Source organism: SAR202 cluster bacterium (assembly GCA_016872285.1).
In the GTDB taxonomy this organism is placed as follows: domain Bacteria; phylum Chloroflexota; class Dehalococcoidia; order Lucifugimonadales.
The window spans coordinates 40,812-58,209 of the sequence record VGZZ01000005.1; the positions used below are offsets into that span (position 1 = coordinate 40,812).

General features: G+C 59.8%; 16 protein-coding genes. 12 read left to right on the top strand and 4 right to left on the bottom strand.

The genetic code is table 11. The annotated features are described in order from the left end of the window. Window positions 1–28 precede the first annotated feature (28 nt). From FJ320_02900 to FJ320_02925, 6 genes are all read left to right on the top strand, one after another. Entirely contained in the window at window positions 29–586 is a 558-nt protein-coding gene (locus FJ320_02900; GenBank protein MBM3924924.1) for a cytochrome c-type biogenesis protein CcmH, read from the top strand. Further along, window positions 579–2,591: a heme lyase CcmF/NrfE family subunit gene (locus FJ320_02905; GenBank protein MBM3924925.1), complete on the top strand. Its 2,013-nt coding sequence runs from the start codon at window positions 579–581 to the stop codon at window positions 2,589–2,591. The genes FJ320_02900 and FJ320_02905 overlap by 8 nt, the downstream gene beginning before the upstream one ends. Window positions 2,592–2,875: 284 nt before the next feature. After that, window positions 2,876–3,241, top strand: a complete 366-nt coding sequence (locus FJ320_02910; GenBank protein ID MBM3924926.1) for a hypothetical protein — start codon at window positions 2,876–2,878, stop codon at window positions 3,239–3,241. After that, window positions 3,238–4,434, top strand: coding sequence for a hypothetical protein (locus tag FJ320_02915; GenBank protein MBM3924927.1), 1,197 nt, complete (start codon window positions 3,238–3,240; stop codon window positions 4,432–4,434). The genes FJ320_02910 and FJ320_02915 overlap by 4 nt, the downstream gene beginning before the upstream one ends. 340 nt (window positions 4,435–4,774) lie before the next feature. Next, window positions 4,775–5,350 (top strand): TlpA family protein disulfide reductase, encoded by a 576-nt coding sequence (locus FJ320_02920; GenBank protein MBM3924928.1) that lies wholly within the window; start codon window positions 4,775–4,777, stop codon window positions 5,348–5,350. A 305-nt stretch (window positions 5,351–5,655) separates the two neighbouring features. Continuing rightward, entirely contained in the window at window positions 5,656–6,789 is a 1,134-nt protein-coding gene (locus tag FJ320_02925; GenBank protein MBM3924929.1) for a hypothetical protein, read from the top strand. Window positions 6,790–7,104: 315 nt separating this feature from the next. Here FJ320_02925 and FJ320_02930 read toward each other — a convergent pair whose 3' ends face one another. The 3 genes from FJ320_02930 to FJ320_02940 all read right to left on the bottom strand — a co-directional run bounded on the left by FJ320_02930 (window position 7,105) and on the right by FJ320_02940 (window position 10,015). Continuing rightward, on the bottom strand, window positions 7,105–7,440 hold the full coding sequence (locus FJ320_02930; protein ID MBM3924930.1) for a DUF1232 domain-containing protein: 336 nt from the start codon (window positions 7,438–7,440) through the stop codon (window positions 7,105–7,107). Continuing rightward, on the bottom strand, window positions 7,425–8,390 hold the full coding sequence (locus tag FJ320_02935; GenBank protein MBM3924931.1) for an FAD-binding protein: 966 nt from the start codon (window positions 8,388–8,390) through the stop codon (window positions 7,425–7,427). Before FJ320_02935 ends, FJ320_02930 begins: the two co-directional genes overlap by 16 nt. A gap of 290 nt (window positions 8,391–8,680) precedes the next feature. Next, on the bottom strand, window positions 8,681–10,015 hold the full coding sequence (locus tag FJ320_02940; GenBank protein MBM3924932.1) for an aminotransferase class III-fold pyridoxal phosphate-dependent enzyme: 1,335 nt from the start codon (window positions 10,013–10,015) through the stop codon (window positions 8,681–8,683). A 97-nt stretch (window positions 10,016–10,112) separates the two neighbouring features. Here FJ320_02940 and FJ320_02945 point away from each other — a divergent pair, with 97 nt between their 5' ends. The 5 genes from FJ320_02945 to queF all read left to right on the top strand — a co-directional run bounded on the left by FJ320_02945 (window position 10,113) and on the right by queF (window position 15,382). Continuing rightward, window positions 10,113–11,288 (top strand): threonine synthase, encoded by a 1,176-nt coding sequence (locus FJ320_02945; protein ID MBM3924933.1) that lies wholly within the window; start codon window positions 10,113–10,115, stop codon window positions 11,286–11,288. A 477-nt stretch (window positions 11,289–11,765) separates the two neighbouring features. After that, a complete protein-coding gene (locus FJ320_02950) occupies window positions 11,766–13,019 on the top strand; it encodes a hypothetical protein (protein ID MBM3924934.1) in 1,254 nt (417 codons plus the stop codon). A gap of 295 nt (window positions 13,020–13,314) precedes the next feature. Continuing rightward, on the top strand, window positions 13,315–14,214 hold the full coding sequence (gene ispH, locus FJ320_02955) for a 4-hydroxy-3-methylbut-2-enyl diphosphate reductase (GenBank protein MBM3924935.1): 900 nt from the start codon (window positions 13,315–13,317) through the stop codon (window positions 14,212–14,214). A gap of 287 nt (window positions 14,215–14,501) precedes the next feature. Beyond that, window positions 14,502–14,918 (top strand): hypothetical protein, encoded by a 417-nt coding sequence (locus FJ320_02960; GenBank protein MBM3924936.1) that lies wholly within the window; start codon window positions 14,502–14,504, stop codon window positions 14,916–14,918. 68 nt (window positions 14,919–14,986) lie between these two features. Beyond that, the gene (gene queF, locus FJ320_02965) at window positions 14,987–15,382 is read left to right on the top strand and encodes an NADPH-dependent 7-cyano-7-deazaguanine reductase QueF (GenBank protein MBM3924937.1); all 396 of its coding nucleotides are present in this window, start codon (window positions 14,987–14,989) and stop codon (window positions 15,380–15,382) included. Between the two features lie 154 nt (window positions 15,383–15,536). Here queF and FJ320_02970 read toward each other — a convergent pair whose 3' ends face one another. Continuing rightward, window positions 15,537–15,854, bottom strand: coding sequence for a non-heme iron oxygenase ferredoxin subunit (locus FJ320_02970; GenBank protein MBM3924938.1), 318 nt, complete (start codon window positions 15,852–15,854; stop codon window positions 15,537–15,539). Window positions 15,855–16,205: 351 nt separating this feature from the next. On the opposite strand from FJ320_02970, the gene FJ320_02975 reads away from it, so the two are divergent. After that, on the top strand, window positions 16,206–17,240 hold the full coding sequence (locus FJ320_02975) for a thiamine pyrophosphate-dependent dehydrogenase E1 component subunit alpha (GenBank protein ID MBM3924939.1): 1,035 nt from the start codon (window positions 16,206–16,208) through the stop codon (window positions 17,238–17,240). Window positions 17,241–17,398 lie beyond the last annotated feature (158 nt).

The following is a 17,398-nucleotide window of genomic DNA, read 5'->3' on the forward strand; positions in this document are numbered from 1 at the left end:
AAATGGTGGCACCTTCCTTGGAACAAATATTTTGGAACTAGATCGGATTAGGCCCATCATCGGTTTTTGGCTAGCCCTTATAGTTTCCCTTATCCTTATCCTCTCAGCCTGCGGCGACGCCCAACCAAAGACCCTGGAACAGCAGGCTGTGGAAATCGACAAGTCCCTCATGTGCCCCGTCTGTCCTGCCGAGACCATCGACCAGTCCCAGGTCCCCCTGGCCGCGGACATGCGCGCCTTCGTCCGCGAAAAACTGGCGGAGGGCTGGACCAAGCAGCAGATCCTCGACTACTTCTCCTCCGAGGAGCGCTACGGCCCTTCCGTTCTCGCCGCGCCCCCCAGGTCCGGCGCTCACCTCCTCGTCTGGGTCGTGCCGCCCATTGGCGTGGCCGCCGCCGCGCTAATCCTCTTCTTCATCCTCCGCTCCATGCGCTCCGGTCCCTCTACTCTACCTCCCCAACCCGCCGACGACCCATCCCTCACCCCCTACCTCGCCCAGGTCGACGCCGCTTTAAACCCTGCACCTGAGAATCCTTCCGAAGAAACCCCTTCCAACCCTCCGAGGACTGCGCCAGACCGTGGGTGACCTGGGCCTCATAGCCATGCTCATCTCCCTGGCCCTGGCCGGCTACGCCGCCATCGGCTCCGTCCTGGGTAGGCTGCGTAACAATTTGGCCCTCGTGGACAGCGCTCGATACGCCACCTACCTCGCCACCCTTGCCCTGATTATCTCAACTCTCAGCCTGGTCAGCGCCTTCCTATCTCGCGATTTCGAACTGCGATATGTTTTCGAACACAGCAGCCTCGCCATGCCGCGAATTTACACCTGGGTAGCCTTCTACGCCGGTAACGAAGGCTCCCTCCTTTTCATCACCACCGCCCTCTCCCTGATGGCAACCCTGGCCGTAGCCCTGGCCCCCGCACGGTTCCGGCCCAGCCTCCCCTACACCAATGCCGTCCTTATGCTCATTCTCGCCTTCTTCCTGTCGGTCATGACCACCCTCGCCAACCCCTTCGCCAAGCTGGATGTCGTCCCCGCAGACGGCCGAGGCATCAACCCCCTGCTGGTCCACCCGGGCATGTTCTTCCACCCGCCTATGCTCATGACCGGCCTCGTAATGGTCAGCATCCCCTTCGCCTTCGCCCTGGGCACCCTCCTATCCAAGCGCGTCGGCGACGAGTGGGTGGACATGGGGCGAGTGTGGGGCATCCTGGCCTGGGCTGTTTTAGGCATCGGTCTGCTCCTGGGAAGCTGGTGGGCCTACACTATCCTGGGCTGGGGCGGCTACTGGGCCTGGGACCCCGTCGAAAACGCTGGCCTCATGCCCTGGCTCGGCCTCACCGCCTTCATCCACTCCATCATGGTCCAGAAACGATTCGGCATGTTCCGAATGTGGAACCTGGCCTTGGTCTTTATCAGCTTCGGCCTCTCCCTCTTCGGCATGTTCATCAACCGAGGCGGCCCCGTCCCCTCCGTCCACTCCTTCGCCGCCTCCACCCTGGGCTGGGTCTTCCTCATCTTCCTCATTGTCGGCGTGATAGCCCCCTTCGCCCTCTTCTTCTGGCGCTTCAACCTCCTGAAAAGCGCCCGCCCCCTGGAGTCCAGCCTCTCCCGCGAGGCCGCCTTCTTGGTCAACAACCTTCTTCTGCTCGGCGTGGCCTTCGTCACCCTCTGGGGAGTGGTCTACCCCCTTGTCTCTGAGCTTATCAACGGCGTCACCGTCACTGTGGGCGAACCGTTCTACAACAATGTCAATGGCCCAATTCTTCTTGGCCTCATCTTCCTCATGGGCGTCGGCCCTCTGCTCCCCTGGCGCCGCGCCAACTTCGCCATCCTCAAGCGTAACCTCCTATGGCCCCTTATCGCCGCCCTGGTGGTCGCCATCACCCTGGCCGTCCTAGGCGTTCGTAAGCCCTACGCTCTCCTCGCCTTCAGCCTCCTGGCTGCTGTTGCCGCCGCTATCCTCATCGAATGGTTCCGCGGCACGCGCACACGACACCGCCGCGGCGAGAATCCCCTCCAGGCCTTCGCCCTCCTCATGGCCTCCAACCGCCCTAGATACGGCGGCTACGTCGTGCATCTGGCTATCGTCGTTCTAGCCCTGGGCATCGTGGGCTCCTCCTTTTACGGTAGCCAGCAGGACATCCTCCTCTCCCCCGGCCAGTCGGCCAACGTCGAGGGCTACAACGTCCGCTACGTCGACTCCCGCACCGTTGCCCGCGCTGACCGCACCGAGTCCTACTACACCATCGACATCACCAAAAACGGCGATCACGTCACCACCCTGGAGGCCCAGCGCACCTTCTACCCCGACTTCAATATGAACGCCACCCGCGCCGGCATCCGCTCCACGCCTGTCCAGGACCTCTACGTCGTCCCCAGCGAAAGCCGTGAGGGCAGCGACGTCATCGGCTTCCGAGTTTTCATCAACCCCCTCATCTGGTGGCTGTGGATAGCCGGCCCCATCATGATCCTTGGCACCGTCATCGCCCTCTGGCCTGCGGGCGTCCCCGCCTGGCTCGCCGCCCGTGTCCCCCAGACCCAGCGCCAGCGCCCAGAACCCACCCCAGAGATCCCCGCCCATGATTAATCAGCTACTTCCAGGAGCCAATAATTCCCTTCCCCTTAAGTCGCCTGTTGCTAACCGAGAACTGAGGCCGGAAGATGAGAAGCGTTTTTGTCATTCTGAGCGAAGCCTCCCCAACCTTAGTTTCTATTCAATTAGGGAAGCTCGATTTATCGGCTTGTACTCAGGCGTAGTCGAAGAATCTGTTATGACCTCGACAACGCCACGTATATCACTGGCACGCCTCGCCTTCTCTTCTCCTACAAAATCATCCCCAACACTCTCAAGAACGGGCTCAACCCCCTGACATGGCCGCCATCATCGGTATCCTTATAGCCCTCCTCTGCCTGGTAGTCCTCGCCATCCCCTTCCTCAAAGCCCGCTACCACAACACCTTGTTGCGCGACAGCGGCGATTCAGACCGCGACGCCGAAATCCGCGCCGTCTTCAGCGAAATGGAACGCCTCAAGCTAGACCGCGACGTCGGCTATTTAACCGACCAGGAGTACACGGAACGCCTCCACCCCCTCCGCCTCGCCGCCGCCGACCTCCTGCGAAAGCGCCAGCAGCCCGACGCTGCGCCCGGCCAGTCCCAGCCCATCCCTCATGACCTCGACCAGCGCATCGAGGACGCCATAACCAGCCTGCGTCTGAAAAGCAAAGCCGAGTCATGAAATCTCTCCATCTGGTTCTCGTTCTAGCCGTCCTCGCCACCCTGGCGCTCCTGACCCCCAGTCCCGCAACCCACGCCCAGGAGCACACTGCCATCCAGGCCCAAGTCGCCAACGGCACCGCCGGCGCCACGCCCCCCGACGGCCTGCAAGTCACCCTCCACATCTTCGACACCGCCGGCGGCGTTCAGACCCTCCGCTCCACTACCAACCCCCAGGGCCTGTCGGCCTTCGATAACGTCCCTATCGAGGCAGGGAAAGTTTACGCCCTCTCCACCGAATACCTTGGCGTCACCTACAGCCATCGCTTCGACCCCTCCCAGGGCAACCTCAACCCAACTCTGCAAGTCTTCGAGACCACCCGCGACCTCTCGTCCATTACCTTCGACAGCTACCTCTGGTATCTCCGTAACATCGACGGTGCCAAACGAGAGATTAACGCCATCGAAATCGTCTCCTTCACTAACCGACTTAACCGCACCTTCGTCCCCAATATCAGCCAGCCCAGCGCCATGAATTTGCTGCGGTTCTCCTTTCCCCCCCACGCCCAGGCCCTCCAGGTGGACTCAGACCTGCCCCAGGGCAATGTCATTAACGTCGGCACCGGCTTCGGACTTAACTCCCCCATCCCGCCTGGCGAGTACCAAATCGCCTTCGCCTACCAGCTCCCCTACGAGGGCGAAGGCTTTAGCGTGTCCAAAAATCTCCTCCAGGGCGCCTCCGCCTTCCGAGTCCTTCTCCCCCAGGGCGCAGGCGTCGTCTCCAGCCCCGGCCTCCAGGAAACCCAGCGCGCCGTCATCGGCGATGCCATCTATCGAGTCTGGGAGGCCCGTGACTTAGGCTCGCGTTCGACTCTTTCCATCGACTTCTCCGGCCTCCCTCAGCCCTCCCTCTGGCAGCGAATCCAGCAAGGCTTCACTGAAGGCTCCTACGCCTATATCGCCATCCCATCCTTCCTCGGCCTCGGCATCCTCGCCCTCCTCGCCTACGCCCTCCTCCGCCAACAACCCCAACCCGCTATCGCAGACTCCCGTCAACTCTTGCAAGAAATCGCCCATCTCGATGACCTCTACGACTCCCAGGCCCTAGAAGAGGCCCAATACCGCCGCCGCCGCGCCCATCTCAAACACCGCCTAGCCAGCCTTATGCAAAGCCAGGAATCCGGCATCCATGGAACTACGCCAGGTAATGGATAGTTTGCAGAGTTCACTACTCATCCAGCGCTTGTCGATGCCTAAAACGAAAACGAATTGTCATTCTGAGCGAAGCCTGTACTCAGGCGTAGTCGAAGAATCTGTGCCCACTACCTGCTTCGCTTCACTAATTACGCTATGGGCCTCTTCTCTTCTTTCCTCTCCCTTGATGGGAGAGGATAAAGGTCGAAGACTCGCCGTGGAGAGTGAGGGTGAAACCCTAGCACTACGATACGTCCGTCAGGCTCTGCCACACCTCCCTTTGAACCCTTCCCTCTGGTTCTCTCGCCCCTTGGGGGGAGAGCTAGAGAGGGGGTCGGGGTAGGGTAGGGGTGCCCAAGCCATGACGCACCGCCAGTGGGTCATCCTCTGGGTCTCCCTACCCCTCATCGCCCTCTTCGGCATCCTCGGCTGGGCGCTAGCCCGCAGCGGCGCCAACCCCGGCGGCCTCGGCGTCAACTCCCAGTTCGGCGAAGTCGCCGTCGCCAGCCAGCCCGCCCCCAACCTCTCCATGACCACCATCGACGGCTCCACCATCGACCTCTCCGCCCTCCGGGGCAAAGTCGTCATGCTCGACTTCTGGTCCTCCTGGTGCCCGCCCTGCCGCGCCGAAGCCCCCGCCCTCTCCCAGGTCTACGAAGAATACCAGGGCCGCCCCGTCGAGTTCGTCGGCATCGCCATCTGGGACAAAGACCAAGCCATCCGTCGGTTTGTAAACGACTTCAATGTCCTATATCCCAACGCCATCGACCCTCGAGGCCGCGCCGCCATCCTCTACGGCGTCCGTGGCATCCCCGAAAAATTCTTCATCGATGCCCAGGGCAACGTAGTCAAAAAACTAGTCGGCCCCATCAACCCGGACACCCTCCGCCGCACCCTGGATGAGCTACTAGCCACAACCGCCGCCTCCAGTCTTTAGAAGATCAGAGTACGGTGTATACTATCCACACCTTCGGTACCCTTCCTGTTTAGCGGGCAAGGTCTAGATGGGGAGAGCCTTCCCCTCCGATTTCCTCTCCCTTGATGGGAGAGGATTTAAGGTGAGGGTGAAACCCTAGCTCCACGCTCCGTCCGCCAGGCTCAACCGTACCTCCCTAGCTTTGTCCATCTCATTCTTTCTGACCTTGAGAACTTGTCCTGAGCAGGTGAAGGAAAGAGGATTAAGCCTACATCAAGGGTCGTTGAAGGGAAGGATTCATTCCAATACCTCCCCGGAGGCGTCCCATGAGGCGCTTCTTTAAAACCTTGGGCCTCGTCATACTGCTAATCCTCCTCGCCCTCTCCGTCTTCCTCGGCGCCACCCGACAAGGCCGCGCCACCACCAAGTCCATCCTCTTCATTCCCCAGGTCTTCAACATGCCCGTCCGGCCCCTGGAATGGTTCACTAACGAACCCATCGTCCAGCGCGTCACCTTCCCCATCCCCGACGGCATCGGCCAGGGCGACCTATACCGCCCTCCCGGCGACGGCCCCTATGGCGCCGCCCTCCTCTTCCTCGGCGTCGCCCCCGCCGGCCCTGACGACGCCCGCGTCCTCCGCCTCGGCAAAGCCCTGGCCCGCTCCAACATGGTCACGCTGTTCTACTGGTCGCCCTCTATGCGAGAGAAGCGCATGGAGCCTGACGACATCCATAACCTCGTCGCCGCCTTCCAGTACCTCCACAGCCTTCCCTTCGTCGATCCTGAGCGAGTCGGCATGGGCGGCTTCTGCGTCGGCGCCAGCTACGCCCTTATGGCCGCCTCCCAGCCCCAAATAAATGAGAACGTATCCTTCGTCAACGCCTTCGGTCCTTACTTCAGTATGCCTGAATTGGTGCTAGCCATTGCCACCAGGAAGAAATTCTCCAACGGCCAGTATGTCGATTGGGAACCCGATAGGCTCACCCGGGAAGTCTTCATTACTCACATCACCAGGGACTTGCCCGATAACGAGGGGGCGATCTTGAGAGACACCTTTCAGCAAAACTCGCCTGAGACCATAAACCCGAACGCTCTGTCTCAAGAAGGACAGGCCGCTTACCAACTCCTTAACATCCCATCCATGGAACAAGCCGCTGAGGCAATCTCGCGGCTGCCTGATAAGACTCGCGAAAATTTGCTTCAGGTCTCGCCTTCCACATACCTCGGCGACCTCCAGGCCCGTGTCCTCATAATGCACGACCGCGAGGACGATCTCGTCCCCGCCTACGAGTCCCAGCGTCTTTACGATGTCCTAAAAGCCAACAACAAAGACGTCACCCACACCGAGTACGGTATCTTCCGCCACGTCACCCCCGACCTAGCCGGCGGCCTCGACGCTATGGCAGAACTCTGGCGCTTCTCCCGCCACATGCATTCCATCATGATGCAGGCCACCTAGCCGCTTTTGTCATTCTGAGACGCAGTTTGTATTTAGACGTAGTCAAGGGACCTATGCCCAAAGACGACCTTTCAACTACCTCCAACCTGGGCCATCTCGTCAGGTTCTCCCTCTTCTCCTATTGAAAAGGAGAAGAGGGAGTTAGAGGGTGATGAGGTGATCCTACTTTCTCTTCCCCTTCCAGCAGGAAGGGGATAAAGGGGATGGTATCCCACTTAAGACCGACGAATGTGCTGTCCATTAAACGTTTGACGGGATTACGATAAGAGGCTTGCGTCAAACTGAACTCCTTGCTCCGCGCACCATCGATAACTATCACTTCAACCGCAGTCTTGAAACCTCAACCGTAGGCCTGTTCAGCATCCCGCACCGCATCCTGCACTCCTCCACCACGTCCCTCGGCGCCAGCTTCACCGCCATAAACACCAGTCCGCCGACGACCAACAGGTCGTCCAGCTGTCCTAACACTGGCACAAAGTCCGGCACCAAGTCGATAGGCGAGACTAGATACAGCGTCGCCATCCCCAGCAGCCCCCTTGAAATCAAGGGCGTCCTTGGATGCGCCGCCAGCTCCTTCAGGAATTGTGCTTCCCTTTTGAATAGCTTGGTAAAAGCCGCCCACAACAACCGCCGCCTCAGTAACGCCAGCATCCCAACCCACCTCTAACCTTCGAGTTGCTTCTTTTTGTCTTCAAGTACCTGTACGCGCTGATGGCCGCTGTCGCCCCATCCCCCGCTGCGCTGGCTAGCTGCCCCGACGACCTCTGCCGGATATCCCCCGCCGCGAACACTCCCGGCATCTCCGTCCCCATATCCAGCCCCACCCCAATATGCCCGGCCTTGTCCAGCTTCAGCGCCTTGCTTACAAATCGAGTGTTCGGCTCCAACCCCACATATACAAACAGCCCAGAAAGTTCCACCTGCCCGGCCTCGCCCGTCTGCCCGTCCTTCACCCTCACCCCGCTCAACATCTCATCCCCCAATAGCTCCTCCACCACAGTGTTCCATCGTACCTCAATCTTGGGGCTGCCCGCCACCCGCTCTTGCAGGACCCTCTGCGTCCGCATCTCCCCTCGACGATGGAACAGCACCACCTTCGACGCGTAATTAGCCAGCGTCAGCGCCTCGTCCGCCGCCGAATCCCCGCCGCCGACCACTCCCACCACCTGGTCCTGGAACAGCGGCCCGTCGCATGTCGCGCAGTGCGACAGTCCCCGCCCTTGCATCTCCTCCTCCCGCGCCAGCCCCAGCCTCCGCAGCGACGACCCCGCCGCCACTATCACCGCCGCCGCCCGGTATTCGCCTTCCTCCGTTGCCAGCACCCTATCCTCCCCCTCCAGCCTCAAATCGACAACCTCATCCGTCAAAATCTCCGCCCCCGCGTTCATCGCCTGCTCCTGTATCAGCGGCGCCAGTTCCGCCCCCGATATACCCTGCGGAAACCCCGGAAAATTCTCGATTCGCTCCACATTTATAATCTGCGCCCCGGGCATCATGCGCTCAAGCACAGCCGTCCGCAGGCCGTAGCGCGCGGCGTACAGCCCCGCCGTCAGCCCCGCCACCCCTGCCCCGACTATTAGCAAATCATATTTCTTATCCACGTATCCTCCACGTTTGGCTGGACGGCTCTGCTAAGGACACCCTAACTGAGCAAGCCTGGATTCTCCCCTTCTTCTTTCCTCTCCCCTTGTGGGAGAGGATTATGGAACACCTTAATTCCCATGTAATCGTGACATCCCGATGCTAATCGGGAAGGTGAGGGGTAAAACCCTAGAAGCACAATGCAAGTATTATGGTCACCTTCCACGCTGCGAATATCCCCTGCCCCTTGAAACAATTCAGGCCGCAAGCGTGCAGCCTGCGGCCTGAACAAACTCTCAATCAACGGAACCTACACCAGGTTCTCCTTCCGCATGGCCGACAGCGTCTTCTCGAAGGCACCCACTGTCTTCTCCACGTCTTTCTTCGTATGCACCGCGCTGACGATGAACCCTCGTCCGCCCATAATGTCCACGCCATTGTTGATCATCGACTTCTTGAAATTGGGCAGCGCGCCGGCCTTGGCCCCATGGTGCAGCTTCTCGGATGACACCTTCCACACCTCCTCCGGGTCGCTCTCGACGCCGAAGGCTATCAGCACCAGCGACGACACCCCGTGGGCCACGCCCGGCACCTCCATCTTCGAGAACACCTCGTTCAAGCCTTTGCGAAGCTCCGCCGCCGTGGCGTCAGCCCTGGCGTTTATCGGCTCCTTGGCCAGCATTTCCAGGGCCGTGTACCCCGCCACCGCAGACAGCGGGTTGGCGTTGAACGTCCCGTTATGCGCCACACGCCTCTTGTTGTCAAAGGCCGCGTCGCCTCGATGCTGAATCATGTCGATGATGTCGGCCTTGCCGCCCACAGCGCCGCCCGGCAGTCCTCCCGCCACAATCTTGGCCATAGTCGTTAGGTCAGGTGTAATGCCATACTTCACCTGGGCCCCACCCTTAGACAGCCGGAAACCCGTCACCACCTCGTCCAGTATCATCACCACGCCATGCTTCTGCGTAATCTCCCTGAGGCTCTTCAAATAATCCGGGTTCTTCAGCGGGTACTGGCCCATGTGCGGTCCCGTCGGCTCGCTGATAACCCCGGCCACGTCCTTGTCCTTCGACAGCAGCCTGTCCAGCGCCTGCAAGTCCCCCGACGGCACCACCGCCATCGATTCCCATGTGCTGGCCGGAATGCCGCCAGGACTCCCGTCGCCGCCGGCCATAGCGTAGTCGTGCCAGCCGTGGAAGTGGTCCTGGAACTTTACAATCTTGTTCTTGCCCGTGTACGCCCGCGCCATACGCATCGCCATCAGGGTGGCCTCGGTGCCCGAGCTATGGAACCGTATCTTCTCCACCGACGGCATCAGCGCTTTGATTGCCTTGCCCCACCTCAGCTCATACTCCGTGTTCGCCCCCAGGTGCGTGCCCTTCGCCATCTGGTCCTGTACCACCTTTACGATAGCCTGATGCGAGTGACCCAGGATCAGCGCCCCATGACCCGATACATAGTCGACGTACTCAAAGCCGTCCACGTCCCATTTGAGGCCGCCTCTGGCCTCGGTGATATACAGCGGGAAGGGCGTCATATATCGCGTGTCGTGCGTGACGCCGTCCGGAAACGTCTCCGCTGACTGTTTGAACAGCGCCGCCGCCTTGGGGTGCTTCTTTACATACTCTTCAACGATTGTAGGCATTACTGTCTCCTTTTTGAGCAAGTCTAACTCAGTCCCGATTTACGCTTGGCGCCATGATACAATACCGCATGTATCACTCTCAAGGAGCGCCTGGCTGATGAAGAGCTACCTCACCCACCTGGAATGCACCGCCTGCGGCAAGACCCATCCCCACGCCCAGGCCATCCGCACCTGCCCCGACTGTGGCAAGGTCCTCTTCGCCCGCTACGACCTCCCCAAAGCCCGCCGCGAAATCACCCCCAAAGCCTTCCAGGGCCGAGGCAACAGCATGTGGCGTTTCTTCGAGCTTATGCCAGTCCTCAATGAGCGAAACGTCGTCTCCCTGGGCGAAGGCGGCACGCCCCTCCTCAAAGCCGAGCGCCTCGGCAAAAAGCTAGGCCTCAAGAACCTCTACCTCAAGGACGAAGGCCTCAACCCCACCGGCTCCTTTAAAGCGCGAGGCCTCTCCGCCGCCGTCTCCAAAGCCAAAGAGGTCGGCCAGATGCGCGTCACTATACCCACCGCCGGCAATGCCGGCGGCGCCCTGGCCGCTTACGCCGCCCGCGGTGGCCTCGAGTCCTATGTCTTCATGCCCAAGGACGCTCCCGACGCCAACAAGATCGAATGCCAGGTCCTCGGCTCCAACCTCAACCTCGTCGACGGCCTCATCAGCGACGCTGGCCGCATCTCGCAGGAAAAGGCTAAAAAAGAAGGCCTCTTCGACCTATCCACCCTTCGCGAGCCTTACCGCGCCGAAGGCAAAAAGACCATGGCCCTGGAGCTAGCCATCGACCTGGGCTGGAGGGCCCCCGACGCCATTATCTACCCCACCGGCGGCGGCACCGGAATCGTCGGCATGCATAAAGCCTTCAACGAGCTTCGCGAGCTAGGCTGGATCGACTCGCCCCAGCCCAAGTTTGTCTCCATCCAGGCGGAAGGCTGCCAGCCCCTCGTCAAAGCCTACCGCGAGGGCGCCGACAAGGCCGAGCCCTACCCCAACGCTCACACCCTCGCCAGCGGCCTCCGCGTTCCCGGTGTCTTCGCCGACTACATAATCCTCAAAGTGTTACGCGAGACCGGCGGCACAGCCCTCCCGGTCCCTGACCGCGATATGGTCGCCGCCATGAAAGAGCTAGGCGCCGCCGAGGGCGTCTTCGCATGCCCTGAGGGCGCCGCCACCCTGGCCGGCCTCAAACAACTCCTCAAGCAAAACTTCTTCAAAGGCGACGAGACCATCATCCTCATGAACACCGGCTCCGGCCTCAAATACCTGGACGTGCTAAACGCGCATTAGAATTAGTTTCGTCCCTAATGAGCCTGTTCGGCCTTCAGACTTTCATAGTTCGTACAGTTGCGTTCAGGTAAGACTAGTGGTTTGAAGCGAGCGTTACCCATTCTGGTTCTCCCCCTTCGGCCTGGAAGGCGCAGGGGGAGCTAGACGCTGTCCCGAGCCCGCCTCAGGCGGGCCGAAGGAGGGGGTTGTGGTGGTTTATTTTCTTTCCCTCTTCTCCCGTAGTTGGGAGAAGAGGGCTGTAAGCTCGCCGTGGCGAGATAAAGGGTGATGAGGGCCTCTCGGTTAAAGCCAAGGCTAGCTTTTCAGACAAAGCTCATCAATGCAGGGAGCTCCAAGTTTGCCCTTTCGTACAGTGCCGCGCCCCCTTAACGGCTGATACCTGCCACATCTAACCACTGCTAAAGTTATGAAAACTACCCTCGGAGCAGTTGTGGCCCAGGTACCCGCCCGCGAAAATCTATTCCAGGCCTTCCTCCAATGGGGCGCCAGAGGCCTCCCCACCCGCCGCCTGCGGCCAGGTTCTACGCCGCGGCCCTGGTCTTTGTGATAAAAAAGCTCCTCCAACACGAACGGGCCAGCCATTCCCCCATCGCCTCCGACTTCCTCAACCGCTTGTTCCCGGACGCCAATCTTCATTTGCAGGGCGATTGGGATATAGAGAGTCCCATGGCTGACCACGCCGACGGTGAACCCGACATCATTATCACCGCCCCCGGACTCCTCGCCTTCCTGAAGGTCACCGAGTCTAAGCGGGCAAACCCAAAACGGCTTGCTCCCCAAGTTCGCGCTCTCCACGCGTCGTTAGCCAATGAGGGAGCGCGGCAAGGCGTGCGCGCCACCCTTCTTCTCCTCACCCCCTTCGGCGGGCAGTCCCATAAGGCGTCTTCTACCTTTGAATCCTCCTGGCTTAGGGCCTCGCAGCTCCTAGGAGAAATCGACGAGTCGCTGCCAGCCGGCCCCTCCAGCATGGAAGACGCTCTACGTACCCGCGGCCTCATTCAAACCTTTCGACAGTTCCTGAAGGAGAACGGCCTCGCGGTCGAGAAGCTCCATCACGCCCCCACATCCAGCGACCTCCCAAGCGTTGTCAGCCTCCTGATGCAAGTTCGATGGGCGCTGGAAGCTCAAGGCTTGAGCGCCGGCAAGAACGAAGGCCATTCCCCCGCCAGCATCGGCGATTGGATGGGCTGGCAGCTTAAGTCCCGCCGCAAAGCTCCTCGATATTCCTGCGGCATCTACCTCAGCTTCCCCTCCGAAATCGTAGTCCGCTGCCACGGCGCGGCGGACTCCCACCTGCCCCAAATACCAGGCCGCGCTATCACTGGCGGCAACTGGCTCCCCCTGAAAGACGGCTTCGAGTACCGCACCCTCGACGGCGGCTATATCCTAGAGATCAGGAAGCCCCTCCCTAACCAGTTCCCCATCTCTACCGTCGAAAAACAGGTTGCCCGAGTCCAGGACATCATCAAGGCCGCTCTGGATATAGTCGAATTCAAAGACTCTTTGGAGGACTCCCCTAAAAGCCGTTTTCCATCGGGCTGCGTCAAGTCAACCCTGGACCAGAAAATTGGGAAGTCTCGCCCTTATTTCATCCCGCCCTCCACGCCCAAATTCGCTTCAAAAGGCCATCGGACCGCCAGCCAGCGGACGCTTCTCTTGCAAAAACAGGCAAAGCCTTCGCCCTACTCCTTCCTCGCCTCCGGATGCTACCTTTCCGCCCATTCCTCCTAACACCACTCTTCCCTGAACGTCTGTCGCCAGTTGAGGATTGTGGCTTATGAAAAGAAGTATTCTGTCATTCTGAACGAAGTCGGTGCTCCGACGCAGTCGAAGAATCAGTTATGACGGTAACTCCGCTAGCCTTATCAGTGACACACTCCACTTTCCTTGCCGTCCGCAATTCCTGTCAACCATCCGCAATTAATGCCAACTATCCAAGGAACCTTATCTTCACTCGTACTTCTTCTTGCCCACTAACTCTCCCTGATGCTACCATGACCTCTGAACCTAAATGGGAAGGCGAGTCATGGAAGTAGTCCTTAGCGCACCCCGGGGCTTCTGCGCCGGGGTAGTCCGCGCTATCGAAGTCGTTGAACTCTGCCTCGAGCGCTTTAACCCGCCCATTTATGTAAAGCACCAGATCGTCCACAACCCCTACGTCGTCGCCGCCCTCGAAAAGAAAGGCGCCATCACCGTCGAGGACGTGGATGAAATCCCCCCCGGCTCCACCGTCGTCTTCTCCGCCCACGGCTCGCCGCCCGAAGACTTCCAGAAGGCCAAAGACCGGAGCCTTCGCGTCATCGACGCCACCTGCCCCCTCGTTACGCGCGTTCACAACGAGGCCCTCAAGTACAGCCGAGAAGGCAAAAAGCTCGTCCTCGTTGGCCACCGCGGCCACGCCGAAGTCCGCGGCACCATGGGCCAGTCCCCCATGCTCCTCATCGACGACCGTCACGTCAACGACGTCCCATCTTGGAATCCCAACACGGAAATCGCTGTCCTCACCCAGACTACCCTCTCCGTGGACGATACCGCCAAAGCCATCGGCCGCATCAAGGAACGCTTCCCCAGCGCCATTATCCGCAACGACGTCTGTTACGCCACCACCAACCGCCAGGAGGCCGTCAAAAAGCTCGCCAAAGTTGTGGACCTGGTCCTGGTCATCGGCGCCGAGAACTCCTCCAACTGCAACCGCCTCCGTGAGGTGGCCGAAAGTTATGGCGTCCCCGCCTACCTCATCAACGGCGCCAACGAACTGAAAAACGAGTGGTTGGAGGGCGTCCAGCGCGTCGGCATCACCTCCGGCGCCTCCACCCCGGAAATCTTGGTGGAAGAGGTCATAGAAGCCCTCAAGCCCGAGGAAGTCTCCACCCTCAAAGGCGTCGATGAAGACGTAACCTTCGTCCTCCCCAAAGAACTCCGCTAACCGCCCGATGTCATTGAGCCTCGATATCTTGAGTGATTGCTCTGTCCAGAAAATTCCTTTCTCTCTCAAAATGCTTAGATCTTGTCGAGGTTTGAAGCATATAAAGAGGGCTGACCGGCACCAAGGAAATTCCTTCTCCCCTTGTGCCTGTCCCGAGTACCCCCGAGGGAGGAGAAGGCGTAGCATGAGGGGTGAATCCCTAGCACTACAAGACACTCATCAGAGCCAACACTCCCTGTTCATCCCCAAACCAACATGTCGTTCCCGCAGACAGGCCATCTTATAAAATGAAACCCTACAACCGTCCCCTCACCATCTGGGGCTTCCTCTGGAGCCTCCCCGTCACCGTCCTCGGCCTCCCCCTGGCCCTCCTCTCCTTCCCCTCCCTCGGCCTCCGCGGCGGCGTCCTCCTCTGCGTCGGCAACCGGGGCTTCGCCCACCTCTTCCTCGCCAAACGCGGCTACGCCGCTATAACCCTTGGCCATATCCTCATCGCCATCCGGCCTCCGCCCAACCACCTTTGGCAGCACGAGCGCGAGCACACCCGCCAGGCCCAGCGCCTTGGCATCTTCTTCCTCCTCGCCTATCTCTTCTTCCTGGCCCGCCACGGCTACCGACAGAATCCCTTCGAAGTCGCTGCCCGCCAGGTCCAGGACCAGTTCCGCGCCGACAATCCCGCTATCGCCGACCAGCTAATCGGCTAAAATAGACCTTACTTACTCCGCATCGGAGGCTTCTAGTGGCGAAAATTCCTGAGCTAAAAGAGCAGTACCTGTCCCTGGACAGGGAGATCAAATGGAAAGGCGAGGAGGTTATCGACACCGGATGCCTACTAGCCTTCGAGTACGAATACCCCGACCAGCCGGCTGAAGTCAAAATCGACACCGACGAATTCACCGCCGTCTGCCCCTGGACCGGCCTCCCCGACTACGGCGTCCTCACCATCCACTACACGCCGTCGGACAAAGTCATCGAGCTCAAGTCCCTTAAGTACTATCTGTTCTCGTATCGAGACGTTGGCATCGTCCAGGAGCACGCCGCCAACCGCATCCTCAACGACCTCGTCGCCCTATGCCGCCCCCGCAGCATGAAAATAACCCTGGACTACAAAGTCCGAGGCGGCATCCACACCGTCGTCACCACCGAATACCCCACGGCCAACGCCTAAACGCATTCTTGTCATTCTGAGCTAAGTCCTTCTGTACTCGGAAGGACTTAGTCGAAGAATCTGTTCTCACATCAAACCTGGCCTCATCTTAGGCTGGATGAATCCACTATTTTTGTAGGGGCGAGGTGACCTCGACCATCCCTGCAACGCCCACCTACTTCTTCCTCCCCACCAAAACGTCCTCTCCGCTCACCCTCACTTCATATACAGACAACGCCTCGTCAGCCGGCGGCGACTCCGGCTGCCCCGTCTTGATATTAAATATCGCCGCGTGTATCGGGCACTCCACCAGGTGGCCGTCAAAATACCCCTCCGAAAGCAGCCCGCCCGCGTGTGTGCACTCCTCCCCGACAGCGTAAAACTCCCCGCCTAGGTTCACAATCATAACCCGTTCCGTCCCTATCTCCACCACCTTCAGCTTCCCCGGCGGGATCTCAGCGGTCGTAGCTGCCTTTCTAAACTCCTCTGCCATGCGCACCTCTGCTGGAATAACTAGCTGCCCATTTTAAGACTAGCCCTAATCGACGGCCAGCCAGCCAGATTATAGCTGCTTTACGTAGCGCACAAAAGGCTGGCTTTCCTTCGCAGTTTATCCTTGACTTGCCCCTACCCCTTGGCTAGAATCGAATTATGCTCTCATCCGCTAATCTGGGATAGCGTATCTCTTGCATCAACCAATTCATTACACAGCGCAATTCATGAGGATAATTATTGAGGCTATCATAATTACCAAGGGCTTCGGCCCTGAGACACATACGCACGGAAAATTCCTGGGGGCACATCAAATGCCCCCAAGTGTTTTTCAGACGACTGGGAGGTTAACATGGCCCAGCTAAAAGAACGACCAGCCACCAGCCACAGCGCATCACTGCCCCACCACGACTTGAGCGTCTCCGACTCCCAGATGCTCGAGCTCTACTCCAAGATGGTCCTGGCTCGTGGCTTGGACGAACGCCTCTGGGCCTTGAACCGCCAGGGCAAAGTCCCCCTCCTAGCCTCCTGCCAGGGCCTCGAGTCCGCCTCCGTCGGCAACGCCTTTGCCGCCCTCCAGGAAGGCGGATGCTTCTTCTTCTCTTATTACCGCGAGCTTCCCCTCCGCCTCATGCTGGGCCTCTCGCCTCTGGATATCATGGTGGCCCACTACGGCAAGGCCGCTGACGCTTTCAACGCCGGCCGTCAGTTCCTCTTCCAGGGCTACTCCCCCAAACACCCCATCATCATCAACTCCAATGTTGTCGGCTCCAGCCTCTGCCATGCCACCGGCTACGCCCTGGGCTGCAAGACCCTGGGCGAGGACACAGTAGTCCTCGTCTCCTTCGGCGACGGCGGCTCCAGTGAGGGCGAGGCCCATGAGGCTATGAACTTCGCCGGCATCCATAAGCTTCCCATTGTCTTTATCTGCTACAACAACAAGCTCGCCATATCCGTCCCCCAACGAAAGCAGATGGCCATCGACAACCTCGCCGACCGCGCCCCCGGCTACGGCTTCCCCGGCTACTCCATTGACGGCATGGATATCCTGTCTGTCATAAAACACACCCGCGAGGCCATCCAGCGCGCCCGCTCCAAGGACGGCGGCCCCACCCTCCTCGAGTTCAAGGTCGAGCGTCTGAAACCTCACACCTCCGACGACGACGACCGCAAGTACCGCACCCCGGAAGAACTGGACCTCGTGCGCCGCCGTGACCCCCTACCCATCTTCCGCTCCTATCTCCTCGAACACGGAGTCATCACTGACGAGCAAGACCGGCTTATCCAGGCCCAGGTAAAAGAGAAGATTGACCAGGCCACCGAGGCGGCGGAGAAGGAGCCTTGGCCTGATCCCTCCACCCTCCTAAACCACGTTTATTCTCCCTAAGTGTCCTGCAGTAGCTCACACTTGAGGCGCAAAAATGTACTGCTCGGCTCCAAGGAAATTCCTTCTCCCCTTGTGGGAGAAGGCGCAGGTTGAAGACTCGCCGTGGCGAGATGAGGGTTGAAACCCTGTGGACACAATTCGAGCATTAATACCAACCA